This window comes from Rhodococcoides corynebacterioides, from assembly GCF_019834675.1.
In the GTDB taxonomy this organism is placed as follows: Bacteria; Actinomycetota; Actinomycetes; order Mycobacteriales; family Mycobacteriaceae; genus Rhodococcoides; species Rhodococcoides corynebacterioides_A.
Genome location: NZ_JABUBU010000012.1, coordinates 55487 through 78576, shown reverse-complemented (window position 1 = coordinate 78576; position 23090 = coordinate 55487). Strand labels below are relative to the sequence as shown.

At 70.8% G+C, this 23090-nt stretch carries 25 protein-coding genes and 3 tRNA genes; 11 read left to right on the top strand and 17 right to left on the bottom strand.

Translation table 11 applies throughout. The features are described from left to right. The first annotated feature begins 9 nt into the window (after nucleotides 1-9). The gene (locus HQ603_RS13080) at nucleotides 10-1422 is read left to right on the top strand and encodes a fatty acid desaturase family protein (RefSeq protein WP_222684951.1); all 1413 of its coding nucleotides are present in this window, start codon (nucleotides 10-12) and stop codon (nucleotides 1420-1422) included. A gap of 102 nt (nucleotides 1423-1524) precedes the next feature. On the opposite strand, the gene HQ603_RS13075 is transcribed toward HQ603_RS13080, so the two are convergent. From HQ603_RS13075 to HQ603_RS13045, 7 genes are all read right to left on the bottom strand, one after another. Next, nucleotides 1525-1788: a lipopolysaccharide assembly protein LapA domain-containing protein gene (locus HQ603_RS13075; RefSeq protein WP_068150208.1), complete on the bottom strand. Its 264-nt coding sequence runs from the start codon at nucleotides 1786-1788 to the stop codon at nucleotides 1525-1527. Between the two features lie 178 nt (nucleotides 1789-1966). Then, nucleotides 1967-2137, bottom strand: coding sequence for a CsbD family protein (locus HQ603_RS13070; protein WP_068106546.1), 171 nt, complete (start codon nucleotides 2135-2137; stop codon nucleotides 1967-1969). A gap of 140 nt (nucleotides 2138-2277) precedes the next feature. Next, entirely contained in the window at nucleotides 2278-2967 is a 690-nt protein-coding gene (locus HQ603_RS13065; protein WP_222684950.1) for a ZIP family metal transporter, read from the bottom strand. 63 nt (nucleotides 2968-3030) lie between these two features. Continuing rightward, the gene (locus tag HQ603_RS13060) at nucleotides 3031-3297 is read right to left on the bottom strand and encodes a DUF202 domain-containing protein (protein ID WP_222684949.1); all 267 of its coding nucleotides are present in this window, start codon (nucleotides 3295-3297) and stop codon (nucleotides 3031-3033) included. Beyond that, a complete protein-coding gene (locus HQ603_RS13055) occupies nucleotides 3294-3650 on the bottom strand; it encodes a YidH family protein (RefSeq protein WP_308126513.1) in 357 nt (118 codons plus the stop codon). The genes HQ603_RS13060 and HQ603_RS13055 overlap by 4 nt, the downstream gene beginning before the upstream one ends. Nucleotides 3651-3671: 21 nt before the next feature. After that, entirely contained in the window at nucleotides 3672-4049 is a 378-nt protein-coding gene (locus HQ603_RS13050; RefSeq protein ID WP_222684947.1) for a DUF5313 family protein, read from the bottom strand. Further along, nucleotides 4046-4501 carry a MarR family winged helix-turn-helix transcriptional regulator gene (locus HQ603_RS13045; RefSeq protein WP_222684946.1) on the bottom strand — a complete coding sequence of 152 codons (456 nt, stop codon included), beginning with the start codon at nucleotides 4499-4501 and terminating at the stop codon, nucleotides 4046-4048. Before HQ603_RS13045 ends, HQ603_RS13050 begins: the two co-directional genes overlap by 4 nt. 87 nt (nucleotides 4502-4588) lie before the next feature. Between HQ603_RS13045 and HQ603_RS13040 the strand changes: the two genes are divergently transcribed. Further along, nucleotides 4589-5122, top strand: coding sequence for a thioesterase family protein (locus HQ603_RS13040; RefSeq protein ID WP_261773809.1), 534 nt, complete (start codon nucleotides 4589-4591; stop codon nucleotides 5120-5122). Between the two features lie 22 nt (nucleotides 5123-5144). On the opposite strand, the gene HQ603_RS13035 is transcribed toward HQ603_RS13040, so the two are convergent. The 3 genes from HQ603_RS13035 to HQ603_RS13025 form a co-directional block, all read right to left on the bottom strand. Continuing rightward, nucleotides 5145-5474, bottom strand: a complete 330-nt coding sequence (locus HQ603_RS13035; protein WP_222684944.1) for a YnfA family protein — start codon at nucleotides 5472-5474, stop codon at nucleotides 5145-5147. Nucleotides 5475-5505: 31 nt separating this feature from the next. After that, on the bottom strand, nucleotides 5506-5994 hold the full coding sequence (locus HQ603_RS13030) for an FBP domain-containing protein (protein WP_222684943.1): 489 nt from the start codon (nucleotides 5992-5994) through the stop codon (nucleotides 5506-5508). A 183-nt stretch (nucleotides 5995-6177) separates the two neighbouring features. After that, nucleotides 6178-9006 (bottom strand): FAD-binding and (Fe-S)-binding domain-containing protein, encoded by a 2829-nt coding sequence (locus HQ603_RS13025; protein WP_308126512.1) that lies wholly within the window; start codon nucleotides 9004-9006, stop codon nucleotides 6178-6180. A 63-nt stretch (nucleotides 9007-9069) separates the two neighbouring features. On the opposite strand from HQ603_RS13025, the gene HQ603_RS13020 reads away from it, so the two are divergent. From HQ603_RS13020 to HQ603_RS13005, 4 genes are all read left to right on the top strand, one after another. Continuing rightward, complete coding sequence (locus HQ603_RS13020; protein ID WP_222684942.1) at nucleotides 9070-9930, top strand: LLM class flavin-dependent oxidoreductase; 861 nt, start codon at nucleotides 9070-9072, stop codon at nucleotides 9928-9930. A 241-nt stretch (nucleotides 9931-10171) separates the two neighbouring features. Continuing rightward, nucleotides 10172-10588 (top strand): FluC/FEX family fluoride channel, encoded by a 417-nt coding sequence (locus tag HQ603_RS13015; protein WP_222684972.1) that lies wholly within the window; start codon nucleotides 10172-10174, stop codon nucleotides 10586-10588. After that, entirely contained in the window at nucleotides 10585-10953 is a 369-nt protein-coding gene (locus HQ603_RS13010) for a fluoride efflux transporter FluC (protein ID WP_371831051.1), read from the top strand. The genes HQ603_RS13015 and HQ603_RS13010 overlap by 4 nt, the downstream gene beginning before the upstream one ends. 94 nt (nucleotides 10954-11047) lie before the next feature. Continuing rightward, the gene (locus HQ603_RS13005) at nucleotides 11048-12394 is read left to right on the top strand and encodes an MFS transporter (protein WP_222684941.1); all 1347 of its coding nucleotides are present in this window, start codon (nucleotides 11048-11050) and stop codon (nucleotides 12392-12394) included. 48 nt (nucleotides 12395-12442) lie between these two features. Here the strand turns inward: HQ603_RS13005 and HQ603_RS13000 are convergent. The 3 genes from HQ603_RS13000 to HQ603_RS12990 form a co-directional block, all read right to left on the bottom strand. Continuing rightward, a tRNA-Arg gene (locus HQ603_RS13000) sits at nucleotides 12443-12518 on the bottom strand. 33 nt (nucleotides 12519-12551) lie between these two features. Further along, a tRNA-Ser gene (locus HQ603_RS12995) sits at nucleotides 12552-12641 on the bottom strand. 92 nt (nucleotides 12642-12733) lie between these two features. After that, nucleotides 12734-13441, bottom strand: coding sequence for a dienelactone hydrolase family protein (locus HQ603_RS12990; RefSeq protein WP_222684940.1), 708 nt, complete (start codon nucleotides 13439-13441; stop codon nucleotides 12734-12736). A gap of 117 nt (nucleotides 13442-13558) precedes the next feature. On the opposite strand from HQ603_RS12990, the gene hisC reads away from it, so the two are divergent. Continuing rightward, complete coding sequence (gene hisC, locus HQ603_RS12985; protein WP_222684939.1) at nucleotides 13559-14617, top strand: histidinol-phosphate transaminase; 1059 nt, start codon at nucleotides 13559-13561, stop codon at nucleotides 14615-14617. A gap of 16 nt (nucleotides 14618-14633) precedes the next feature. On the opposite strand, the gene HQ603_RS12980 is transcribed toward hisC, so the two are convergent. Beyond that, entirely contained in the window at nucleotides 14634-15656 is a 1023-nt protein-coding gene (locus tag HQ603_RS12980) for an alpha/beta hydrolase (protein ID WP_222684938.1), read from the bottom strand. A 540-nt stretch (nucleotides 15657-16196) separates the two neighbouring features. On the opposite strand from HQ603_RS12980, the gene HQ603_RS12975 reads away from it, so the two are divergent. Continuing rightward, nucleotides 16197-17492, top strand: coding sequence for a PucR family transcriptional regulator (locus HQ603_RS12975; protein ID WP_222684937.1), 1296 nt, complete (start codon nucleotides 16197-16199; stop codon nucleotides 17490-17492). 209 nt (nucleotides 17493-17701) lie between these two features. On the opposite strand, the gene HQ603_RS12970 is transcribed toward HQ603_RS12975, so the two are convergent. Together HQ603_RS12970 and HQ603_RS12965 are read right to left on the bottom strand one after the other, a co-directional pair. Continuing rightward, a tRNA-Ser gene (locus HQ603_RS12970) sits at nucleotides 17702-17791 on the bottom strand. A 34-nt stretch (nucleotides 17792-17825) separates the two neighbouring features. Further along, nucleotides 17826-19001: an alpha-hydroxy-acid oxidizing protein gene (locus tag HQ603_RS12965; protein ID WP_222684936.1), complete on the bottom strand. Its 1176-nt coding sequence runs from the start codon at nucleotides 18999-19001 to the stop codon at nucleotides 17826-17828. A gap of 81 nt (nucleotides 19002-19082) precedes the next feature. On the opposite strand from HQ603_RS12965, the gene mgrA reads away from it, so the two are divergent. Together mgrA and HQ603_RS12955 are read left to right on the top strand one after the other, a co-directional pair. Next, nucleotides 19083-20114 carry an L-glyceraldehyde 3-phosphate reductase gene (gene mgrA / locus HQ603_RS12960; protein WP_222684935.1) on the top strand — a complete coding sequence of 344 codons (1032 nt, stop codon included), beginning with the start codon at nucleotides 19083-19085 and terminating at the stop codon, nucleotides 20112-20114. A 34-nt stretch (nucleotides 20115-20148) separates the two neighbouring features. Beyond that, a complete protein-coding gene (locus HQ603_RS12955) occupies nucleotides 20149-21138 on the top strand; it encodes an NAD(P)H-quinone oxidoreductase (RefSeq protein WP_222684934.1) in 990 nt (329 codons plus the stop codon). 28 nt (nucleotides 21139-21166) lie between these two features. Here HQ603_RS12955 and HQ603_RS12950 read toward each other — a convergent pair whose 3' ends face one another. After that, complete coding sequence (locus HQ603_RS12950) at nucleotides 21167-22366, bottom strand: cysteine desulfurase-like protein (RefSeq protein ID WP_222684933.1); 1200 nt, start codon at nucleotides 22364-22366, stop codon at nucleotides 21167-21169. Between the two features lie 93 nt (nucleotides 22367-22459). Here HQ603_RS12950 and HQ603_RS12945 point away from each other — a divergent pair, with 93 nt between their 5' ends. Further along, nucleotides 22460-23080, top strand: a complete 621-nt coding sequence (locus HQ603_RS12945; RefSeq protein WP_222684932.1) for a bacterial proteasome activator family protein — start codon at nucleotides 22460-22462, stop codon at nucleotides 23078-23080. Nucleotides 23081-23090: the final 10 nt, after the last annotated feature.

Sequence of the window (23090 nt, the reverse complement as noted above, 5' to 3'; positions counted from 1 at the left end):
GGAATCGTCATGAGCGTCGACACGAGCCGGACGAACGACGTCGTCAGTCCACTCGCTCATCTGAGCGACGAGACCATCGAAGCATTGGCCAAGGAATTCGACGCCATTCACGACGAGGTCTACGCGGATCTCGGCGAACGCGATCGGAACTACATCACCACGGTGATCGCGGCACAGCGGCAGCTCGCCGTCGCCGGCCGCGTGATCCTGTTCGGATCGAAGTCCAAGACGGCGTGGGTGGCCGGAACGGCATGCCTCGGAATCGCGAAGATTCTCGAGAACATGGAGATCGGCCACAACGTCATGCACGGCCAGTGGGACTGGATGAACGATCCGGACATCCACTCGTCGGTGTGGGACTGGGACACCGCATCCACCGCCGAGGCGTGGAAGCACTCGCACAACTACGTGCACCACACGTACACCAACATTCGCGGCAAGGACAAGGATCTCGGCTACGAGATCATGCGCATCGATCCGCACCAGAAGTGGTCGCCGGTCTACCTCGCGCAGCCGTTCTACAACCTGCTGCTCATGGCGTTCTTCGAGTGGGGCGTCGCGCTCCACGATCTCGACATCGAGGCGATCCGACGCGGCGAGAAGCCGGTCAAGGACGTGCTCACCGATCTGCGCGGCATCGCCACCAAGGCGCGTCGCCAGATCGTCAAGGACTACATCGGCTGGCCGGCGGTCAGCGCGGTCGCCTACGGCGCCGCCCAGGTGGCCACCGGTGGCCGGGTCTCCGGTTCCGGCAAGTCCAAGCTCGGCAAGCGGCTGCGTGACGTCAGTTCCGCTCGCGGAGCGCGTCGGGTGGCGTCGGTCCTCGATCGGCACGGGGCCGGCATCGAGCAGACGTTCGTCAACACGTTCGCCGCGAACTTCGTCGCCAACATCATCCGCAACGTGTGGTCGCACGGCATCATCTTCTGCGGCCACTTCCCGGACCAGGCGTACACCTTCAGCCAGAAGGAAGTGGAGAACGAGACCCGCGGCGGCTGGTACGTCCGGCAGCTCGTCGGGGCGGCCAACATCGAGGGCTCCGCGCTCTTCCACCTGATGTCCGGCAACCTGAGCTACCAGGTGGAGCACCACCTCTACCCGGACATGCCCAGCACCCGGTACAAGGAAGTCGCGCCGAAGATCAAGGACATCTGCGAGCGCTACCAGCTGCCGTACAACACGGGCCCGCTGTCCAAGCAGTGGGGCACGGTGCAGCGCACCATCATCCGGCTGGCGTTCCCGGGCGGCAAGCCGCGCCCGAAGCCCGGCCCCTACCGCGGTGAGCGCGTCGGCGGCTCGTCGTCCCAGCCGAGCGAGGCCGCACGCTTCCGCAACCGCGTCCCCGCCGGTCACCCGGATGCCGGCCCGGAGCACAACGGTGGCGGCGTGGCGGCGGACATCCCGCCGCGCGGCGACGACTGACCCCCCGGCAACACGCACCAGGTACCACGAGAAGAGCCGCCCACCGATTCGGTGGGCGGCTCTTCTCGGTTCTCGACTGTGTAGTTCTCGTTGTGGTTTGTGTCAGCGCACGGCGCGACGCACGCGCAGCGCACCGGAGACGAAGAAGGCGATGACCGCGCCGACCACCGCGGCACCCAGCAGAGCGACGCCCTGGCTCAGGTCCAGGTTCCACCCGAGGAAGTCGATGGTCGTCGAGTTGGAGTTCTGGAGAACGAAGATCACCAGAGCGACCACGAGGACGAGCGAGAGCAGCAGGGACAGCGTCGAGAGGAACCCTCCGGCGCGCTTGCGTCCGGTATGCGTGGTGTGGGCGGTATCGGTCATGGTCGTGCCTTTCGCAGAGCCTCCAGCGAGTGCCGGCGGCGATGATGAGGGGGTTACTCCGTCCGCGATTTCACGAAACATGCCCGCGCGGTACGGAATTGGATAATCGGGCCGAGAAGACACGAGCGGCGTCGAACCCCGCACAGGGGTCCGACGCCGCTCGGAGAAAAGTGGATCCTTACTTGAAGGCGTCCTTCACGTTCTCGCCGATCTTCTTGGCGCCGGCCGAGCCCTGATCCTTCTTGCCCTCGGCCTCGAGGTCCTTGTTGTCGGTGACGTCACCGACAACTTCCTTGGCCTTGCCGATGGCGTCCTCTGCAGCGTTCTTGGCCTTGTCGACGAATCCCATGACACATCCTTTCTCTCGATGCGACGGCGTCTCCATCGCGTTCTGGATATGAGTCGAGACGACTCGCCGAAAGCGCACGCCCCCGTTCGGTGATGCCGGTCACATTCGTGTATCGGCCGGTCACACGTAGTTGTCGGCCGTCAGCCACCCAGGGCGAACGCCACGAGGAATCCGGCGGCCGTGGACAACCCCACCCACCATCCGCCGTCCTTGTAGGCCTCCGGCATCAGGGAGTCGGCGAGGACGGCGAGGGTCGCCCCGCCGGCGAACGCCTGGACCGCGGAGATGCCGACGTCCGGAATCGCGTCGGCCAGAGCGTGCCCCACCACCGTCACCACCACGAGCACGACGGCGGTCAGCGACCAGAGCGCCATCGCCCGCGATGCGGAGAACCCGTGCCGGGCCCGCATGAGCGCCGCACCGCCGACTGCCTCGGGCACGTTGCCCACCGCGACGGCCACCAGCAGCACCAGGCCGCCGCCGGCGGTGAGCGAGACCCCGAGCGCCGTGTTCTCCGGAACGCCGTCCAGGATCGTGCCGAGCATCAGCGCGGGACCGATCGCGGCCGGGCCCAGGCGGTTCTCGATCAGGTGGTTCGCGCCGACGTAGACCCCCGCTCCCGCGATCAGCGCAAGTCCCGACACCACGATGCCCGCCTGCGTGAACGCGGGTTCGAAGAGTTCGGACGACACGGCGGCGATCATGGTTCCGGCACCGAAGGCCATCAGCGCCGCCAGCACCCGCTGCGGGAGCGACCACCGCAGTCCGATCGCGGCGCCGATCACCAGCGGCAGGGCGGTGCCCACGCCGTAGAGCAGCGCGGTCAGCACGGGACTCGGTTTCTCACCGGACCTGCGTACCCCCACCCGCGGGGCGTACGCACTGCAGTCCGCTCACCGCAGCGACGCGGCCACCACGGCAGCGGCGAGGATCAGCAGCGCCGCGACCAGCACGCCGTGCCGCAGGGCGCGGCCCGGTGCGGCGAGCACGACGACCACCGCGGCCGCGGCGACGACGGCCACTCCCGCGGCCGCGACGACGCCCACCGCGCCGCTCACCGTCGACTGCACGGCGCGCGCGACGAGCAACGACGTCGCCGCGACGGCGAGCGCGGTCCGCCGACGCGCCAACACGGTCCGTTCCGGGGCCAGACCGGTCACGCCGCGAGGCCCACGAGAAAGACGACCACCGCGACGGTGAGGCCGAACGCCAGCACCGCCGTGGCGGCGGGGACGGGAAGCGACTCGCGTCGTCGCAACGCGATCTCGATCCGCATCCACCGCACCAGCGACGTGGCGCCGACGACGGCCGCGAGCACGGCGAGCCCCACCACGAGCACGGCGTGGACCGCGCCGGGCACGACTCGATCGCCGAACGCCTCCAGGGCCGCCGCGGCGGCGAGCAACCCCAGGGCCGTTCTGATCCAGGCAAGAAAGGTGCGTTCGTTGGCGAGGGTGAACCGCGGATCCGGATCGCTGCCGTCCCGGAGGTCACGCGGGCGAGGAATGCGCACGGGCACAGTCTCCCGGGTGGGTCAGCGGCCGGGGCGCCACCGCTCGTAGTTGCGGCGCTCGCGTTCTTCCCGCGCGACCTTCTTGGGGTTCTGCAGGTCGGGCGACAGCCCGTGCGCGGCCAGGCGGCGTCGGCGGTTCGGCTCCATGTACGCCAGGGAGTAGAAGAGGGCGAGCAGCACGGCGAGCAGGATCATCGCCCCGCGTAGCCACAGCTCACCGGGAAAGAGCAGGAACGCGAGGAAGATCGGCAGGAACGGGACCATGCTGCGGATCAGGTGCCGCGGGACGGCGGCGTCGCCGATCAGATCGTTGCGGACCCAGCCCTGCAGCTCCGGGGGCAATGTGCGGCCGACGGAATAGCCCAGCCACTGCACGGGATTGGGACGACGAGCGCTCACTGGTCGATCCTTTCGGGAACGGAATTGACGTGTCGGTTGATCACCGAGAGGGCGGCGTGCAGCCGTTCGAGGTCCTCGACGTCGACCCCGAGGGCGTCGATCACGCGGGCCGGGACCCCCTCCGCCTCCGCACGGAGGTCGTGGCCCGCGGCGGTGAGCTCGACGACCAATCGTCGCTCGTCATCCTCGCTGCGCCGGCGGGTCAGCAGGCCGCGGGTCTCGAGGCGCTTGAGCAGCGGCGTGGCCGACGCGGGATCCAGGCACAGGGTGCGGGCGATGTCCCCGGCCGACCGCGGCGACCGCTCCCAGAGCGCGAGCATGACCAGGTACTGCGGGTGCGTCAGACCCAACGGCTCGAGCACCGGGCGGTAGACCCCGAGCACGGCACGGTTGGTGACCGCCAGGGCGAAACACACCTGGCGGTCCAGCGCGAGCGGATCGGCGACGTCCATGATTCGACTCTACGCCAATAGTTGGCCCTCTAACCATCGGCCGCATCACTGCGGTCCGGCGGCGTCGGGCAGAGTGAGCGCGTGCTGATGTCCCTGCGCCTCGTGCGCCAGATGCTGCCCTGGCGTGTCGGGCGCGGCCCGGTGCGCGCCGACACCACGGTCACCTGGTTCCGGGTCGCGCCGTCCGACCTCGACGTGCTGCTGCACATGAACAACGGCCGCTACCTGTCGATTCTCGACGCCGGCCGCGTCGACATGTTCGTCCGCGGCGGACTCTGGGCGGCGCTGCGCCGTCAGGGCTGGCACCCGGTGGTGGCCGCGCAGTCGATCACCTACATCGCCTCGCTGACGTTCGGGACCCGGTTCTCCGTCACCACGCGCCTGCTCGGCTTCGACACCAAGAACGCCTACCTCGAGCAGACCTTCGACGCCGGTGGGCGGACGTGCGCGTCCGCCGTCGTCGCCCTGCGCATGCTCGACGGGCAGGGGCGGTCGGTGCCGAGCGAGCAGGTCGTCGCGCTGTTCGACCCGGCGGCGACGCCGGTGCTGATCGACAGCCGCGACGTTCCGCTGGGACGACGGACGCAGCACGACGTCGTCACGTCGTTCGACCGTCCCTGACCGGTGTCGACCGGGAGGCGCGTCAGCGCGGCGAATACATGATGATCGCCACGCCGACCAGGCAGACCAGCGCGCCCGTCACGTCGTACCGGTCCGGCCGGAACCCGTCCGCGACCATCCCCCACAGGAGCGACCCGGCGACGAACACGCCGCCGTACGCGGCGAGGATCCGGCCGAACTCCGCATCCGGCTGCAGCGTCGCGACCAGGCCGTACGCGCCCAGGGCCACAACGCCCGCGCCGATCCAGAGCCAGCCACGGTGCTCGCGAATGCCCTGCCAGACCAGCCAGGCACCACCGATCTCGAGCACCGCGGCCGCCCCGAACAGCGCAATGGAGCGCAGAACCGTCATGGAGGAAGGGTAGAGACCCGCGAGCCGGAGCTCAGCCGCGCCGCACCCGATCGGCGAAGCCCGCGCACGCCGACCGCAGCGCCGCGATGCGCTCCTCGCGTGCCGCGTCCATGTCGTATCCGGGGAACGGCCGAGGCGGGTCGCGCCGGACGTTGGCCGAGCACTGGAAGTCGCGGCACACGAGGGTGCCCACGGTGCTGCCCCGCTTGCCCGCCGGGCCGGCGAGCTTGGCCGCGTAGAAGACGACGTCGTTGGGCAGCCGGACGTCGCGGCACCAGGAACACTGCGTCCGCACGCGCGGGGTGGCGTCGGCCTGGCGCAGCAGAACACCGACGGTCTCGCCGTCGGCCAGGGGGACCACGACGTAGGCGCGGCCGTCGAACTTGGTGTCGCGCCACCCGAGGTAGTCGAGGGCGTCGAGGTCGAGCGGGTCGAGATCGGGGATCGAGGCGTCGGAGCGTTCCTTCCGACTGGCGTTGACGATGGCGGCGCGCAGGTCGGACGGGGTGAGTGCATGCATGGGTGAGAACCGTTTCGGGATGCGGGCGACGGGGCGCCCGTGCGGGATACGGGCGCCGGGGCGCCCGGGGTGTCGTCAGGGTACGAGCGATGACCGGTCGTCGCGGGACGCGAGACCGGTCGGGGCGCGGTTACCTGATGCCGGCGCCCGAAGCGCCGACCACCTCCGAGCCGAGGGTCGGGTTCATCGTGGACACGCCTCGACGGTAGCACCGGCGAGCAGTTGCGCCAGGTGTACTCCCCGGCGCTCGGTCAGGTCCGCGACCTGTGTTCGGCACGAGTAGCCGTCCGCGAGGACGACGGCCGACGTCTCGGCCGCGCGGAGTGCCGGCATCAGATGCTGGTCGGCGACGGCGAGCGAGACGTCGTAGTGACCCTTCTCGACGCCGAAATTGCCTGCCAGGCCGCAACATCCGCCCAGTCGGGTCACGTCGGCGCCCGCCGTGCGCAGCAGCGCGGAATCGGCGTCCCAGCCCATGACGGCGTGGTGGTGGCAGTGCGGCTGCGCCACGACGGCGGTGCCCGTCAGGTCCGGGGGCGTCCACCCGCGCTCGGTCAGCAGCTCGGCGAGGGTGCGGACCCGGCCCACGACGGTCTCGGTGGCGGGCGCACCCAGCAGACCGGCGGCGTCCGACCGCAGGGTCGCGGTGCACGACGGCTCCATGCCGACGATCGGCACGCCCGCGTCGGCCGTGTCCGCGAGCCGGGTGACCGTCCGCCGCAGGATGCGCCGCGCCGCGTCCAACTGGCCGGTGGTGATCCACGTGAGCCCGCAGCACACCGGGCGTGCGGTGATCCGGGGCGCCAGACCCGCGTCCCTGAGCACCTGCACCGTCGCGATGCCGACCTCCGGCGAGAAGTGGTCGGTGAAGGAGTCGACGAACAGCACGACGGGATCACCGTCGGCCGGACGCTCGGACTCGGTGCGGGCGAACCACTCTCGGAACGTCTCGGGCGCGAAGGCCGGTAGCGTCCGTCGTCGGTCCACGCCCGCGGCCGCGAGCGCGGCGCGCCGCACGGGCGGGAACCCCAGCACCGTGTTGACGACGCGGGGCGCCCGGCTCGCCAGACGCGCCCACTGCGGCAGGCGCCCCAGGGCGTAGTGGGATGCGGGCCGCAGGCGACGGCGGTAGCTCTGGTGCAGCATCTCGGACTTGTACGTCGCCATGTCCACGCCCGTCGGGCAGTCGGACGCACATCCCTTGCAGGACAGGCAGAGATCGAGGGCGTCGTGCACCTCGGGCGAGCGCCACCCGTCGGTGACGACGGTGCCCACGGCCATCTCCTGCAGGACCCGGGCACGGCCGCGGGTGGAGTCCTTCTCCTCCCGGGTGGCGAGGTACGACGGGCACATCACCCCGCCCGTGACGGTGGTGTCGACGCGACACTTGCCCACCCCGGTGCATCGGTGGACGGCCTGCGTGACGTCACCGCCGTCCTCGTCGAACCGAAAGCCGCTGCGCCGCACCGGCAGCGCCAGGGGAATGCGGAGGTCGGCGTCGAGCGGCCGGGGGTCGACCAGCACACCCGGGTTGAGAATGCCGTCCGGGTCGAACACGTTCTTGACGCCCGCGAAGAGATCGAGGGCCCCGGCGGAGTACATCAGCGGCAGCAGTTCGCTCCGGGCCCGGCCGTCGCCGTGCTCGCCGGACAAGGATCCGCCGTACGCGGCGACGACGGTCGCTGCGGCGTGCAGGAATTCGCGGAACGCGGGCACTCCCCCGCGTCGATCGAGCGGGAAGTCGAGGCGGATGTGGAGACACCCGTCGCCGAAGTGGCCGTACGGCAGGCCCGTTACCCCGGCGTCGGCCATCAGCGTCTCGAAGTCGCGCAGGTAGCTGCCGAGCCGCTCCGGCGGCACCGCGGTGTCCTCCCACCCGGCGTGCGCGGGCCGTCCGACGGGACTGCGGGCGGACAACCCCGACCCGTCGGCGCGGATGCGCCACAGTCGATCCGCCGACTCCGCGTCCGTGACCACCGCGGCGTCCTCCGCGCCGCAGCCGCGCGCGACCTCGTCGGCGCGGGCCCGGACCTCGTCGGGATCGTCCCCTGCGATCTCGACGAACAGCCACGCCGCACCGCGCGGCAGCGTCGGGACGGCGGCGTCGCCGAATCGGGTCCGGACCACGTCGACGATGCGGGCGTCGATTCCCTCGCACGCGGTGGGCCGATACCGCAGCACGCTGGGCGTCGCGTCGCCCGCGTCGGGCATCTCGGGGTAGCCGAGCACCACCAGGACGCGGTGCTCGGGCTCGGCGACCAGCCGGACCGTGGCGAGTCGAGTGACCGCGAGCGTGCCCTCGCTGCCCACCAGCATGCGGGCAACGTCGGTGCCGCGCTCGGGCAACAGATGCTCGAGCGAGTAGCCGGACACCTGCCGGACGAACCTGCCGAATTCGGTTCGGACGGTGGCCAATCCGCGACCCACGACACTGCGGAGCGCGTCCACGGTGGCCGACTCCGGTGGCGGTGCCCCGCTCACCAGGTGTAGCCGCTCGCCCGTGCCCGTCAGGACGTCGAGCGCCGCGATGTTGTCCGACGTGCGGCCGTAGCCCAATGCTCGGGTGCCGCAGGCGTTGTTGCCGATCATCCCGCCGACCGTGCAGCGCGTCGAGGTCGACGGGTCCGGACCGAAGCGCAGGCCGTGGGGCGCCGCGGCCCGCTGCAGAACCGCCTGCACGACGCCGGGTTCCACCACCGCGGTGCGGGTGTCGGGATCGACGGAGACGATGCGCTGCAGATGCCGGGAGGTGTCCATGACGACGCCGGTGCCGACGGCGTTCCCGGCGATCGACGTGCCCGCACCGCGCGTGGTCAGCGGCACGCCGGTGCGGCGGCAGACGTCGAGAACGGCGTCGATCTCGTCGACGTGGCGCGGCCGAGCCACCACGGTCGGCACCACGCGGTAGAGCGACGCGTCGGACGAGTAGGCGGCCCGCGTGGTCTCGTCGACCAGGACGTCGGCCACCCCGGCGTCCCGCAGCGCCGACGCGAGCAGGTGCGGTTCCCTCACACCGAGCGACGCTACTCCGATCGGGGTGGCTCCCCGACCGGGTTCGTGCCACCCTCGACACTCATGACGTCCCTCTCGATCGGCACCGTCTTCACCCCGGCCGTGGACCCGACCCGCCTCCCGGCGGCCGCGCGCGCCGCCGAGGCCGCCGGTCTCGACGAATTCTGGCTGTGGGAGGACTGTTTCAGCCACGGCGGGCTGACCACCGCGGCCGTGGCGCTGGCCTCGACGTCCCGCATCCGGGTGGGGCTCGGCCTCATGCCGGCGCCGCTGCGCAACGTCGCGCTGACCGCCATGGAGGTGGCGTCGCTGCAGCGCCTCTTCCCGGGCCGCTTCCTGCCGGGTGTCGGTCACGGGGTGCAGCGCTGGATGGAGCAGGTGGGGTCGCGGGCGGCGTCGCCCATGACGTTGCTGGACGAGTACCACGCCGCGCTGCGCGCACTGCTGGCCGGCGACGAGGTCACCGTCGACGGCCGCTACGTCCGACTCGACGCCGTGCGGCTGCAGTACCCCGTCCCCGGCGAGCCGCTGATGGTCGGCGGAGAGGGCCCGAAGACGCTGCGGTTCGCGGCGTCGCACTCGGACGGCACCCTGCTGTCGGCGGCCCTCACCGACGACCGGCTGCGCGCCGCCTGCGCGGAGGTCCGCGGAGCCGCGTCGACCGACGACCACCCGATCGTCGCGCCGCGACTGGTCGCCGTGGGACCCGGTGCGGCCGAACGGCTGCGCGACGAGGCCGCCCGGTGGGGGCAGGACTCCGCGGACACCATCGCCGTCGGGGGCGGCGCCGAGGAGATCGCCGCGGACTTCGCACGGCTCGGCGAGATGGGTGTCACCTCGGTGCTCGCGCACCCCACCGACGACGAGCCGGACCTCGAGAGCTGGACCGCCGTGATCGGGGAGGCGGCCGCGCTGCTGCGGTGACGGCTCGGGCCGGGTCGGGTCAGGTCGCGACGCGCCACTCGCCGAGCGGCGGGGGTGACGTCCGCGGCCCTGGTTGCCCACAACTCGCCCGGATCGACGGGATCCCGTCGATCCGGAGCAGTTGTGGACGCCGGCGCCCGCCCGAGGAGCCCGGAACGCCACCGGGCGGGCGTTCCTCGACGCGTAGATTGATCGGCGCCGCCGACCGTCGGTGGACCCGATCGACCGCGAGGAGCGGCACATGCCCGGTTCCCTCGCCCGCACGGCGGTGTCGGTGGGTCTGGTCGCCGCCGGGGGCGCGGCCGGGACGGGCGTTCGGTACGCGGTCGAATCCGCCCTGCCGCACAGCGACACGAGTTGGCCCACCGGCACGGTCGTGGTGAACGTCGTCGGCTCGTTCGTGCTCGGGCTCCTGCTCGAGGCGCTGTCCCGGCGCGGGCCGGACACCGGGTCGCGTCGTCGGCTGCGGCTGCTGCTCGGCGTCGGATTCTGCGGCGCGCTGACGACCTACAGCACCTTCGCGCTCGAGATCGTCGAGTCGATTCGCCAGGGCGCCGCTTTCCTGGCCGCGGTGTACGCCGCGGCGTCCATCGTCGCGGGTCTCGTCGCCGCCGTCGTCGGCATCGCGGCGGCCGGAGCCGTGCGGAGATCGTCGTGATCGCGGTGCTGGTGGTGCTCGCCGGCGCCCTGGGCGCGGTCGCCCGGTTCGCCGTCGACTCCGCCGTCGCTCGCCGATGGTCGACCACGATCTCGTGGGCGACCGTCGGCATCAACGTGTCCGGCTCGTTCCTGCTCGGGATGCTCGCCGGGGCGGTGGCACTGCACTCCGCTCCGGACGCCTGGCAGACCGTCGTCGGAACCGGGTTCTGCGGTGGTTACACGACGTTCGGCACCGCGATGGTGCAGGCGGCCCGCCTCGCGCGGTCGGGGCGGACCACGGCCGCGGCGGTCGGGCTCGCGGTCACGCTGGGCGCGTCGGTCGTGGCGTGCGCCGGGGGATTCACCGTCGCCGCGTCCGTCTGACGTCTATGACGATTTCTTGACGATCATCACACCAGCGGCATACTGTGACCGCACTCACGCGCCCCACCCCCCACTCGGAACGAGGAAAACGCCCATGACGCGTCCCCGACCCACGAGACAGCGCTCCGGCCTGCTGGTTCTCGTCCTCTGCTTCGTCACCATCGTCTTCGACGGGTACGACCTGGTGGTCTACGGATCCACCGTCCCCACCCTGATCGCCTACGAGGGATGGGATCTGGACACGGGGTCGGCGGGACTCATCGGCAGCCTCGCGCTGGTCGGCATGCTGCTCGGCACCCTGTCGGTCGGCCTGATCACCGACCGGTTCGGACGCCGTCGCATCATGATCGGGTCCATCGCCTGGTTCTCCGTCTGCATGCTGGCCACGGCCTTCGCTCCGAACGAGGTCGTGTTCGGCGTCCTGCGGTTCCTCACCGGCATCGGCCTCGGCGGTGTCGTGCCCACCTGCATCGCCCTCACCGTCGAGTTCGCACCCAAGGGCCGTCGCCAGATCGCGAACGCCGTGATGTTCAGCGGCTACTCCGTCGGCGGTGTGAGCGCGGCACTCCTCGCCATCGCGCTGCTCCCCGAGACCGACTTCCGGGTGCTCTACGCCCTCGGCGCTCTGCCTCTGATCACGTTGCTGCCCATCGTCGTTCGCTATCTCCCCGAATCGGTGTCCTACCTCGCCGCCACCGGTCGCGAGGCCGAGGCCCGTGACGTCGCCGCGCAGCACGGACTGGTCTACGACGACGTCGTCGCGCCGGTCCCCGCGGCCGCCGCGCTGGACACCGCACCTCCCGTGTCGAGCATGCGAGAACTGTTCACCCCGCGGTGGCGACGGTCCACACTGCTGTTCGCCGCGGCCAACTTCTGCGGACTGCTCCTGGTCTACGGCCTCAACACCTGGCTGCCGCAGATCATGCGCAGCGCCGGCTTCGCGCTCGGCAGTTCCCTTGCCTTCCTGCTCGTCCTCAACCTCGGTGCCATCGTCGGCGCGATCAGCGCGTCGTTCGTCGCGGACCGCATCGGCGTGCAGAAGGTCGTCACGGCGTCGTTCCTCATCGCCTGTGTCGCCATCTTCCTCATCAGCCAAAATCTGCCCGCCGGACTGCTCTTCCTGCTGGTCGCGGTGGCCGGCCTCGGCAGCGTCGGCACCCAGATCCTGGTGGGCGGGTTCTGCGCCACGCACTACCCGCAGAAGCTGAACGCCACCGCGCTGGCCTGGTCCCTCGGTGTCGGCCGGATCGGCGCCATCTGCGGACCGTTGCTCGGCGGCCTCATCGCCGGGTGGGCGTTCGGGTACCAGGTGAACTTCTACGCGTTCGCGGCCGTGGCCGTGCTGGGCGCGGCGGTGGTCGCCTCGGTCCGGACGCAGGTGCGCCGACGGGATTCTCTCGGCGCACCGACCGCCCCGGCCGCACCGACGCACGCGGGATAGGTCGTCACATGCGAGAACCGCCACCGGCATGGCCGGTGGCGGTTCTCGTGGTGCGCCCGAAGGGATTCGAACCCCTAACCTCTTGATCCGTAGTCAAGTGCTCTATCCGTTGAGCTACGGGCGCATGTCTTCTGTTGTCTCCGACCGAAGTCGAAAGTGGCGGAGGCGAGAGGATTTGAACCTCCGGACCCGGTGAAGGGTCAAGTCATTAGCAGTGACTCCCATTCGGCCGCTCTGGCACGCCTCCTGAGCCTTCTTCCGAAGGGCACCGGTCCTTTCGAACCGCCGAGAGAGAAGATTACACATGCGCCACATCGGACGCAAAACGGCAGGTGGGCGTCAGCGCAGGTGGCTGTCGAACCAGTCGAAGATGCGGCGCTGGGCGTCCACCACGGCGTCCTCGCCGGCCGTGGTACCCGACTCCGGCGACACCTCGTCGGGACGATGGTCCAGGCCGTCGTAGCTCACGACGAGCGTGGCCACCGGCGCCGCGGCGACGGCATCGCGCAGCCGGTCGACGTGGTCGGCCGGGATGCGCTCGTCGCCCTGACCGTAGAGGCCGAGCCACGGTGCCTGCAGCGACGGCGCCGCCTCGACCAGCGCCCTCGCGTCCGCCGACAACGGCTCGACGATCCCGGGCGCCGCGACGCTCACGGCCGCGCCGACGGGCCGGTCGGTCGCCACCAACGCCGCCGCCGTCCCCGCGTCGTCGAAACCGATGACCCCGATGGCGTCGGCGTACACGCCCTGACCGGTCAACCACGCCACCGTGGCGTCGAAGTCCTCGAACAACGCGTCGCCGAACACCTCGTCGTCGGACGCCGCGCGATGGAACAGATGCGGCGCGGCCACCAACCAGCCGTCCGTCGCGAGCGCCTTCATGAACTCCACCAGTGCCGGGGAGAACTCCCGCGACTCGTGCAACACGACGATGCCTCCCCGCGGATTGGAGTCCGGCCGGAACGCCGTGAGCGGGACCCGCTCGTCCGACTCCGTGCCGTCGTCCGCACGTCGAAGAGGGGCCGAATCCTCGATCGATGCCGTCATGGAACCACCGTAGAACCGCGACGCACTTCTGGCGAGGCTTCGTTGCGGGCCGACCGCACTTTCGTGACCCGACGCCCCCGACCCGGCGCGACCATGCGCCGCGCATAATCCAGTGTCGTGACCGCACGCACCCGCCCCGACCTCGACGCCATCCCCGGGTACATCCCGGGCCGCACCGTGCCGGGCGCGATCAAGCTCGCCAGCAACGAGACGACGGCGGGTCCGCTGCCCAGCGTGCGCGAGGCCATCGCCGAGGCCGCGGCCGGCGTCAATCGCTATCCCGACAACGCCGCGACGGCCCTGACCGACGCCCTGTCCGGGTTTCTCGACGTGCCTGCGGCGAACGTCGTCGTCGGCTGCGGATCGGTGTCGCTGTGCCAGGAACTGGTGCAGGCGACGTGCTCACCGGGCGACGAGGTGGTCTTCGGGTGGCGGTCCTTCGAGGCCTACCCGATCGTCACGCTGGTCGCCGGCGCCACCGCCGTGCGGGTCCCGCTGACCGACGACGACGTCCACGACCTGGGCGCCATGGCCGCCGCGGTCACCGACCGGACCCGCCTGATGTTCGTCTGCAACCCCAACAACCCGACGGGCACCGTGGTGGACCCCGCGGACCTCGACCGCTTCCTCGACGCGGTGCCCGAGCATGTGCTGGTGGTGCTCGACGAGGCGTACTTCGAGTACACCGACCGGCGCATCGACGGCGTCGAGGTGGGCCGCACGCGGCCCAACGTCATGGTCCTGCGCACCTTCTCCAAGGCGTACGGTCTCGCCGGCCTGCGGGTGGGGTACGGCGTCGGCGCACCGTCCGTCGTCACGGCGATGAAGAAAGTGCACACCGCGTTCAGCGTGAGCTCGGTCGCGCAGAGCGCCGCCGTGGCGTCACTGGCCGCCTCCGACGAGCTGCTCGCCCGAACCGAGCTGGTGATCGCCGAACGTGCCCGGCTGCGTGATGCGTTGCGCGGCTCCGGGTATCGCGTGGCCGACTCGTTCGCGAACTTCGTCTGGCTGCCCCTCGCGGAGGCGTCGGGCGCCTTCTCCGCCGAGGCCACGGACGCGCGAATCCTGGTGCGGGCGTACGGCGACGACGGCGTGCGCATCACCGTCGGCGACCCGCACGAGAACGACGCGTTCCTCGAGTTCGCGGCGACGGTGGCGGACCGCTACACCGCGTGACCCGGTGCGGCGCGAGCTAGTTCCCGATTCCGAGCGCGCGGGCGAGCACGGGCCAGGACCCGTGCATCTCGTCCTGCCAGTAGCGCCACGAGTGGGTGCCCCACGGCTTGCGCACGATCGTCGCCGGCACCCCGGCGCGAGCCAGGGTGTCCACGAACCCGGTGGTGCACAGGTTGGCCGCCGCCTCGAGCGGGCCGCCGACCAGGAGCGCATCCATCAACTCCTCGGCGGGCGAGCCGCCGGCCTCGTACGGACCGGGCAGGCCGGTGCCCGACGAGACGTAGATCTGCTTGCCGCGCAACGCGTCCACTCGCAAGCTCGGATCGTTGTCCGCCCAGGCGGGGTCGGAGTTGCTACCCCACATGTTGGTCGCATCCCCGCCCGTCGAGCCCACGGTGGTGCGGACGGCGTTCTTGGTCTCGTTGCTGCGGTTGTCGTAGCACCCACTGAAGGCGGCCACGCCCGTGTACAGGGCGGGATGCTTGGCGATCAGGTTCATCGCGCCCTGCGCACCCATCGACAGCCCCATCAGGGCGTTCACCCCGGTGCCGGAGAACTGGGCGTCGATCAGCGGCGGCAGCTCCCGCGTCAGGAACGTCTCCCACATGTTCACGCCCAGAACGGGATCGGGCCGCTGCCAATCCGCGTAGTAGCTGCCGCGTCCGCTGATGGGGAGCACGACGTTGACCGGCTTGTCCGCGAAGAACGCGACCGCATCGGTCTTGGCGGTCCAGGTGCTCTCGGTGTAGTTCGTCTCCTCGCCGGCGCTCACCCCGTCGAGCACGTACAGGGACGGCCTCGGGGCGGAGCGGTCGGCCGGGAGCAACACCTGCACCGGAATCTCGCGCCCCATGGACGGGGAGAACACGGACACCAGCGCCCGGCGGTCCGTCTGCATGACCACCGACACCACCCGCGCACCCGTCTCGCCGACGACGGACACCGGACCGGCCGGGTCCGCGAACGCGACGGTGGGCGTGGCGACGACCAGTGCCGTCGTCGCCAAACACGACGCGGCGAGGGCCGCGAGACGTCGCATGGGTGGTCCCTTCGATGGTGGTCGGCGAACACGGGCGATCGGGGTGATCGGTGCCCGTACGGCCGACGGCCGCGTCGCTCGGTGCAGACGAGGTTACTTCGCAGTAAGGACGGCCAGAATCCTGTCCAGCGCATCGGCTCAGGTCCTGGAATCGGTCACAACGCCGATTCTCACGGACCCGAAGCCCGGTACGGCGCTCGAAAGAGACCGCCGGACTGTGTACACCGCCCGCCGGGTGCGTTACCGTCTCGATACCACCCTGTGTCTGGTCACAAACTTGATGCGGTCCTGGTTGTGCAGATGCAAGCGAAAAACGGCATCCCGAACGGTCGTTGCAGACTCAACAGTCGTTGACGACGACCATAACCGCAGGTCACGTGGGGTGTGACCCGGCACACCAGATGGTTGCGCGGTGACCTACTCGCCAAACATGACGATTGGTTCTGTCCACCAAAACAATCCTCGTCCCCGTTAAGGGTTGTTACCGTACACCGAGAACCAGCCCAACCGGCATGAGCCACACAGTCATGGGGGAGCCAGATGACGACACCGAAGACCGTTGCGAGCCCGCTTCCGGGCAACGTGGAAGCCGGGTTCATCGCCGGCACGAAGGCCAACAATCTGGCCCTGAGCGACCTCCGCGGAGTCGCCCGTCATCTGGTCGACCACTTCGCCGCCAACACGCCCTGCGGCACGCTCCCCGGTGAGCTCCTGCACGGCGACGTGACCGAGGTGACGGTCAAGTGCCTCGGACTCGCGGTGCGCATGCTCGAGTCGGGCAACACCCCGTCCGAGAAGGACCTCGCCAACGTCCACGACGCCGCGGCGCGCTGGGCTCGCGAAGGGGTCCCGCTGCGGGCCATCCTGCGCGCCTACCACGACGGGTTCCGCTACGGCCTGACGTTGGTCGGTCGCCAGGCCGCCGGCCAGAAGGTCGAGGACGTCACCTCCGACTCGCTGGTCCTGGTCACCCTGCTCGAGGCCGTCACCACCGAGGTCTCCATGGCCTACGTCGACGAGTACCGCTCCGTCGCCTCCGAGCACCACACCGCCACCCACACGCTCGTCACGACACTGCTCAGCGGCGGCAAGAACGCCACCGCCACCGCCCAGCAGTGCGGGATCGACCTCGCCGACGACTACCTCGTCCTCGCCCTGCACTTCCCGCAGCATCCCGACGAGGCCAATCCCGTCGTCGACCGCACCGTGTCCGCGCGCCGCAAGCTGCGCCGCATCCAGGCCGAGCTGGCCACCACCTGCGGCAAGTCGCCGCTGGCGCTGCTCAGCACCGAGGGCGGCACCATCCTGCTGCCCGCTCCCCGCGACCGTGAATGGGTCGACGCCCTGATCGAGCGCCTCTCGCGCGCCGGCGAGGTGCCCGTCACCGGAGCCGTCACGTCCTCCGACCGCGACGACATCCCCGCCGCCGCCGAGCACGTGTACGAACTGCTCTCCCTCGCACGGCAACTGGGCCGCCCCGCCGGCCTCTACCGCACCGAGGACCTGGTGCTCGAGTACCAGCTCACTCGCCCCGGCCGCGGGCGTGAGCAGCTCCTGCGCGCACTCGAGCCACTCGACGACGCTCCCGAGCTCCTCGAGACCCTCACCTCGTACCTCGGACACGAGCTGAACCGCCAGCGCACCGCCCGGCACCTGTTCGTCCATGCGAACACCGTCGACTACCGCCTCAAGCGCATCGGCCAGCTCACCGGCATCGACCCGTCCGTGCCCTCCGGCCTCCGCTACCTCCAGGCGGCCATCGTGGCGCGGGGGCTCGAGAACGCGAAGAACGCCCAGACCGCCGCCGCCGCGGGGAAGACTCCGCGCAAGCGCTGACGGTTCGACTCCTCGGCCCCCTCGTCCTTCGCGGCGAGGGGGTCGAGGTGTGTGTGGGGGTTGCAGGCATCGGTCCGGGGCGGTACCTGCTCAGGTTGCCGCCACCCTCACCAGGTGCAACCGGTGCAGGTGACCAGAAGCCGCGCAGATGGGGTCGAGACGGCCCGCGCCGCCCGGAGCGACTGCCACCCGGGTGGGCCACGTCGCGGTGGCGGAAGCGGAGGGATTTGAACCCCCGGACGCTGTTACACGTCTCTCGCTTTCAAGGCGAGTGCATTAGGCCGCTCTGCCACGCTTCCGGATCGAATACTAGTGCCCATGACGCCCCCGGACTCACCCGGCCGCGAGGATGCCGCGGTCCACCTCGGCGAGCGAGGTCAGGCCGGCGAGGCCCATGGTGATGTCGAGGTCGGCGAGGATGCAGCGCAGGGAGTGCTCGACGCCGTCGCGGCCGGCCAGGCCCAGGCCGTAGACCCACGGACGGCCGTAGAGCACGGCGTCGGCACCCAACGCCAGGGCCACGAGAATGTCGGCGCCGGAACGGATTCCGGAGTCGAGCAGCACCGTGGAGGACCCGCCCACCGCCTCGGCGACGGGGCCCAGGGCGTCGACGGCGGCGATGGCGTTGTCCACCTGCCGCCCACCGTGATTCGACACGACGACGCCGTCCGCTCCGGCGTCGACGACGGCGCGGGCGTCGTCGGGATGGAGGATGCCCTTGACCAGGACGGGCAGGTGGGTCCACTCCTTCACGCGGGCGACGTCGGCGGGGCGGAGGGTGTGGTTACCGAACATGCCCACCCAGGTGAGGACGGCGATCTGCATCGCTTCGGCGCTCTCCTCGGGCGGGGCGGCGAGACGGGAGCGGAACACCGGGTCGGACAGGTAGTTCGCGATGCCCTGCGCCTGCAGGAACGGCAGGTGCCCCAGGTCGAGATCGCGCGGGCGCCAACCCATTCCGGGCGTGTCGGCGGTGACCACGATCGCCTTGGCACCGGCTGCGGTGGCGCGGCGAACGAGGGACTCGGCGACGCCGTCGTCGGCGGGCCAGTACAGCTGGTACCACCAGTTCTCCCCGGACACGGCCGCGACGTCCTCGATGGGGGTGGACGACGCCGTCGACAGCACCGATCCGATGCCGAGCGCGGTGGCGACCGACCCGACGGCAGGTTCGGCGTCGGGATGCACCATGCCGAGCACACCCACCGGCGCGGTCAGGACCGGCGCGTCGAGTCGCAGGCCGAACAGGTCGACGGAGAGGTCGCGCGCGTCGGGCGCACTGGCCCCACGCCACATCCGCGGCACGATGCGGTGACGGGCGAAGGCACCGACGTTCCCGACGGCCGTGCGCTCGGTCGACGCGCTGCCCGCGATGTAGGCGAACGCGGCGGCGGAGAGGGTCTCGCGTGCTCGGGCCTCGAGGCCGGACGCGGTGGTGGGGAGGTCCGGCGCGGTTCCGCCGAGGCCGCGAAGGTAGATCTCGTTCTGGAAGTTGCCGAATACACTCACCCCTCGCACGCTAACCCGTCGTCGGCACCCCGGCACGCGTTTCTCACCTCGCCGACCGCCGCGTCCGGCAGGATGGCACGCATGCCCGATCCCTACGTCGCTGCCGCCGACCGTTACGACCACATGCCCTACCGCCGCACCGGCGCCTCGGGCCTGAAGCTCCCCGCCATCTCCCTCGGGCTGTGGCACAACTTCGGCGACGACAAGCCCCTGGCCACCCAGCGCGCGGTGCTGCGCCGGGCGTTCGACCTGGGCATCACCCACTTCGATCTGGCCAACAACTACGGTCCCCCGGCCGGCAGCGCCGAGATCAACTTCGGCCGAATCCTGAAGGAGGACTTCGGTCCCTACCGCGACGAGCTGGTCATCTCGACCAAGGCCGGGTGGGACATGTGGCCGGGTCCCTACGGATTCGGCGGCTCGCGCAAGTACCTGCTGTCCTCGCTGGACCGCTCCCTCGACCGCATGGGCCTGAACTGCGTCGACATCTTCTACAGCCACCGCGCCGACCGCGAGACGCCCGTCGAGGAGACCGCGGGCGCGCTGATCAGTGCGGTGCAGCAGGGCAAGGCGCGCTACGCCGGCATCAGTTCCTACTCGGCCGCCCGCACCCGGCAGATGGCGTCGTTGCTGTCCGACGCCGGCGTTCCCCTGCTGATCCATCAGCCCAGCTACTCGATGGTGAACCGGTGGATCGAGTCGGATCTGCTGCCGACCGTCGACGAGCTCGGCGTCGGCGTCATCGCCTTCTCGCCGTTGGCGCAGGGCATGTTGACCGACAAGTACCTCGACGGCGTGCCGGAGGATTCCCGTGCGGCGCAGGGCAAGTCGCTGAACCCGGACTGGCTGACCGACGAGATCCGGGAGAACCTGAACGCGTTGAACGACATCGCGTCGTCCCGTGGCCAGAGCCTCGCCCAGATGGCGATCGCCTGGGCGCTGCGCGACCCGCGGGTGACGACGGTGCTGCTGGGCGCGTCGTCGGTCGAGCAGCTCGAGGACAACGTCGCGGCCCTGCAGCACCTGGAGTTCGACGACGACGAACTGTCCCGGATCGACGCCCACGCCCCCGATGCGGGCGTCGACATCTGGGCGGACTCCACGCGCATCTGACCCCGGACCTCGCGACGGGCCTACGCTGGGATCCATGCACGCGATCACGCTGACCGAGTACGGCGACCCCGAGGTCATGGTCTGGTCCGAGGTGGCCGACCCGACCCCGGGGCCGGGCGAGGTGGCCGTCGTCGTCACCGCGGCCGGGGTCAATCGGGCGGATCTGCAACAGCGCCAGGGCAATTACCCGCCCCCGCCGGGGGCGTCCGAGGTGCTCGGGCTCGAGTGTTCCGGTGTGATCGACGCACTCGGTGAGGGCGTCACCGGACTGCAGGTGGGCGACGAGGTGTGCGCTCTCCTCGCCGGCGGCGGCTACGCGGAGCGTGTCGTCGTCCCTGCGGAGCAGGTACTGCCGGTTCCCGACGGCGTCGACCTCGCGGTGGCGGCGTCGCTGCCGGAGGTGGCGTGCACGGTGTGGTCGAACGTCGTCATGTACGGCGGACTCGGCGCCGGGGACACGCTGCTGATCCACGGCGGCGGAAGCGGAATCGGCACGCACGCCATCCAGGTCGCGAAGGCCCTCGGCGCGCGGGTCGCGGTGACCGCCGGCTCCGCCGGGAAGCTCGAGACGTGCCGGTCCTTCGGCGCCGACATCCTCATCGACTACAAGGAGCAGGACTTCGTCGACGCCCTGCGCGAGGCCACCGACGGCCACGGCGCCGACGTGATCCTCGACAACATGGGCGCGAAGTACCTGTCCCTCAACGTGTCCGCCCTCGCCATGGACGGGCGACTGGTCACCATCGGCATGCAGGGCGGCCGGAAGGCGGAGTTCGACTTCGCCGCGTTGATGGCCCGCCGCGGCACCGTGCACTGCGCGGGACTGCGGGCGCGCCCGGTGACGGGGCCGGGCGGCAAGGCCGAGATCGTGCGTCAGGTGCGCGAGCGCGTGTGGCCGATGATCGCCGACGGGTCCGTCACTCCCGTTGTGCACGAGGAGGTTCCGATCGCCGAAGCACCGCGGGCACACCGTCTGCTCGACGAGCACTCCACGGCCGGCAAGGTGATCCTGCGAGTGCGGTGATCGACTCCGGGGCCGATCGCACCGCGCCTCAGGCCATCGAGTCCAACACCGACGCGAGCTGATCGATCTCGTGCCGCGTGGTGTACGGGGCGAGGCCCACCGTGATCGCTCCCCCGGCATCGGCGACACCGAGCGCCTCGAGCAGTCGGCTGCCGCCGTGCACCCCGCCGACGACGTCGATGCGGTGGTCCGCCAGCCGCGCCGCGACCTTGTCCGACTCGACCCCGTCGACGCTGATGCTGACGCACGGCACCCGGCTGGCGGCGGTACCGATGGTCATCAGGTGCGGACGGTCGAGCCGCTCGAGCAGGTAGGCGAACAACGAGTCGTGGTAGTCCTGCAGCGAGCCGATGGACAGCTCGAGCTTCTCCCGACGCGTGCCGCGGGCGCTCTCGTCGAGCGAGGCCAGGCAGTCGATGGACGCCGTGGCGCCGGCGAGCAGCGAGTAGTGCAACCCGCCGAGCTCGAGCCGGGCGGGACCTGTGGCCTGCTGATCGAGCGCGATGGAGGGCAGCCGGTCCAGCAGACCCGGGTCACGGAACACCAGCGCCCCCACCCGCGGGCCGCCCCACGCCGCCGCGTTCACGGCCACCACGTCGGCCTTGAGGTCCTCGATGTCGAGGACCGCGTACGGCGCCGCACCGGAGGCGTCGACCACCACGAGGCCACCGACGTCGTGCACCCGGTCCGCCGCCACCCGCACGTCGGGCGCGGAGCCGACCAACGACGACGCGGCCGTCACCGCGACCAGGCGCGTGTTGGCGGCCACCAACTCGTCGAACTGCCAACTCGGCAACTCGCACGTCTCGATGTCGACCTCGGCCCACTGCACCTGCGCGCCGTAGCGGTTGGCGATGCGGAGCCACGGTGCGACGTTGGCCTCGTCGTCCAGACGGGAGAGCACGATTCCGGTGCCGAGTCCGAGCCGAGTGCTGAGTGCCTCGGCGAGCCACGCCAGGAGAACGGAGTGGTCCGGACCGAGCACCACCCCCTCCGGAGTGCCTCCGACCAGATCTGCGACGGCCTGCCGGGCCTCGTCCACCACCTGCGTGCTGCGCTGCGCTGCGGGGTAGCGGGACGCGTGCGACGTGGCCGATTTCCGGAACGTCGTCGACACCGCCGTCGCGACGCGGTCCGGGATCTGGGCACCCAGCTGCGGATCGAGATGAATCCAGCCGTCGCCGAGCGAGGGAAAGAGCCCTCGTACGCGGGCGACGTCGTAGGTCATGCCGAACACTCTAGGCGTCGACACCGACTGCTCGGTGGGTCAGGCGGGTCGGCCGCCTTCTGTCCTGTCGGTGTCCCGGGTCAAGATGGAGGCATGACCACTTCCCCCGGTTCGGCTTCCCCCGGCGGCTCGGACGGCCACGACGGTGACGGGTCGGACCACGTCGTCGTCATCGGCCCGGACGGGCAGCCGCTCGCGCTGAGTCCCAGCGAGGCCGCGGCCGCGGCGGCGCGGGCCAACGTCACCGGGGCGGCCCGCTCGGGCGACGACGACGCCGAGGAGTCCCTGGCCGACATGGTGGAACAGCCGGCCAAGGTCATGCGCATCGGCACCATGATCAAGCAGCTGCTCGAGGAGGTGCGCGCCGCTCCGCTGGACGACGCCAGCCGCACCCGCCTCAAGGAGATCCACACCTCCTCCATCCGCGAGCTCGAGCAGGGGCTCGCGCCCGAGCTGCGCGAGGAACTCGAGCGGTTGGCGCTTCCGTTCGGGGAGGACGCCGTGCCGTCGGACGCGGAACTGCGCATCGCTCAGGCGCAGCTGGTGGGCTGGCTGGAGGGGCTGTTCCACGGCATCCAGACGGCGCTGTTCGCGCAGCAGATGGCTGCCCGCGCCCAGCTCGAGCAAATGCGGCAGGGCGCGCTGCCGCCCGGCGTCGCCATCGCCGGTGGCGGTCCCGCCCAGCACAACCAGGGAACCGGTCAATATCTCTGACGGGTACTCT

Excerpts from the sequence above, each read along its gene's own strand:
- HQ603_RS13080 (WP_222684951.1), top strand. The coding sequence starts at position 10 with ATGAGCGTCGACACGAGCCGGACGAACGACGTCGTCAGTCCACTCGCT.
- HQ603_RS13075 (WP_068150208.1), bottom strand. The coding sequence starts at position 1,788 with ATGACCGATACCGCCCACACCACGCATACCGGACGCAAGCGCGCCGGA.
- HQ603_RS13070 (WP_068106546.1), bottom strand. The coding sequence starts at position 2,137 with ATGGGATTCGTCGACAAGGCCAAGAACGCTGCAGAGGACGCCATCGGC.
- HQ603_RS13045 (WP_222684946.1), bottom strand. The coding sequence starts at position 4,501 with ATGGACGTCGCCGATCCGCTCGCGCTGGACCGCCAGGTGTGTTTCGCC.
- HQ603_RS13040 (WP_261773809.1), top strand. The coding sequence starts at position 4,589 with ATGTCCCTGCGCCTCGTGCGCCAGATGCTGCCCTGGCGTGTCGGGCGC.
- HQ603_RS13035 (WP_222684944.1), bottom strand. The coding sequence starts at position 5,474 with ATGACGGTTCTGCGCTCCATTGCGCTGTTCGGGGCGGCCGCGGTGCTC.
- HQ603_RS13030 (WP_222684943.1), bottom strand. The coding sequence starts at position 5,994 with ATGCATGCACTCACCCCGTCCGACCTGCGCGCCGCCATCGTCAACGCC.
- HQ603_RS13020 (WP_222684942.1), top strand. The coding sequence starts at position 9,070 with ATGACGTCCCTCTCGATCGGCACCGTCTTCACCCCGGCCGTGGACCCG.
- HQ603_RS13015 (WP_222684972.1), top strand. The coding sequence starts at position 10,172 with ATGCCCGGTTCCCTCGCCCGCACGGCGGTGTCGGTGGGTCTGGTCGCC.
- HQ603_RS13005 (WP_222684941.1), top strand. The coding sequence starts at position 11,048 with ATGACGCGTCCCCGACCCACGAGACAGCGCTCCGGCCTGCTGGTTCTC.
- HQ603_RS12990 (WP_222684940.1), bottom strand. The coding sequence starts at position 13,441 with ATGACGGCATCGATCGAGGATTCGGCCCCTCTTCGACGTGCGGACGAC.
- HQ603_RS12980 (WP_222684938.1), bottom strand. The coding sequence starts at position 15,656 with ATGCGACGTCTCGCGGCCCTCGCCGCGTCGTGTTTGGCGACGACGGCA.
- HQ603_RS12975 (WP_222684937.1), top strand. The coding sequence starts at position 16,197 with ATGACGACACCGAAGACCGTTGCGAGCCCGCTTCCGGGCAACGTGGAA.
- mgrA (WP_222684935.1), top strand. The coding sequence starts at position 19,083 with ATGCCCGATCCCTACGTCGCTGCCGCCGACCGTTACGACCACATGCCC.
- HQ603_RS12955 (WP_222684934.1), top strand. The coding sequence starts at position 20,149 with ATGCACGCGATCACGCTGACCGAGTACGGCGACCCCGAGGTCATGGTC.
- HQ603_RS12950 (WP_222684933.1), bottom strand. The coding sequence starts at position 22,366 with ATGACCTACGACGTCGCCCGCGTACGAGGGCTCTTTCCCTCGCTCGGC.
- HQ603_RS12945 (WP_222684932.1), top strand. The coding sequence starts at position 22,460 with ATGACCACTTCCCCCGGTTCGGCTTCCCCCGGCGGCTCGGACGGCCAC.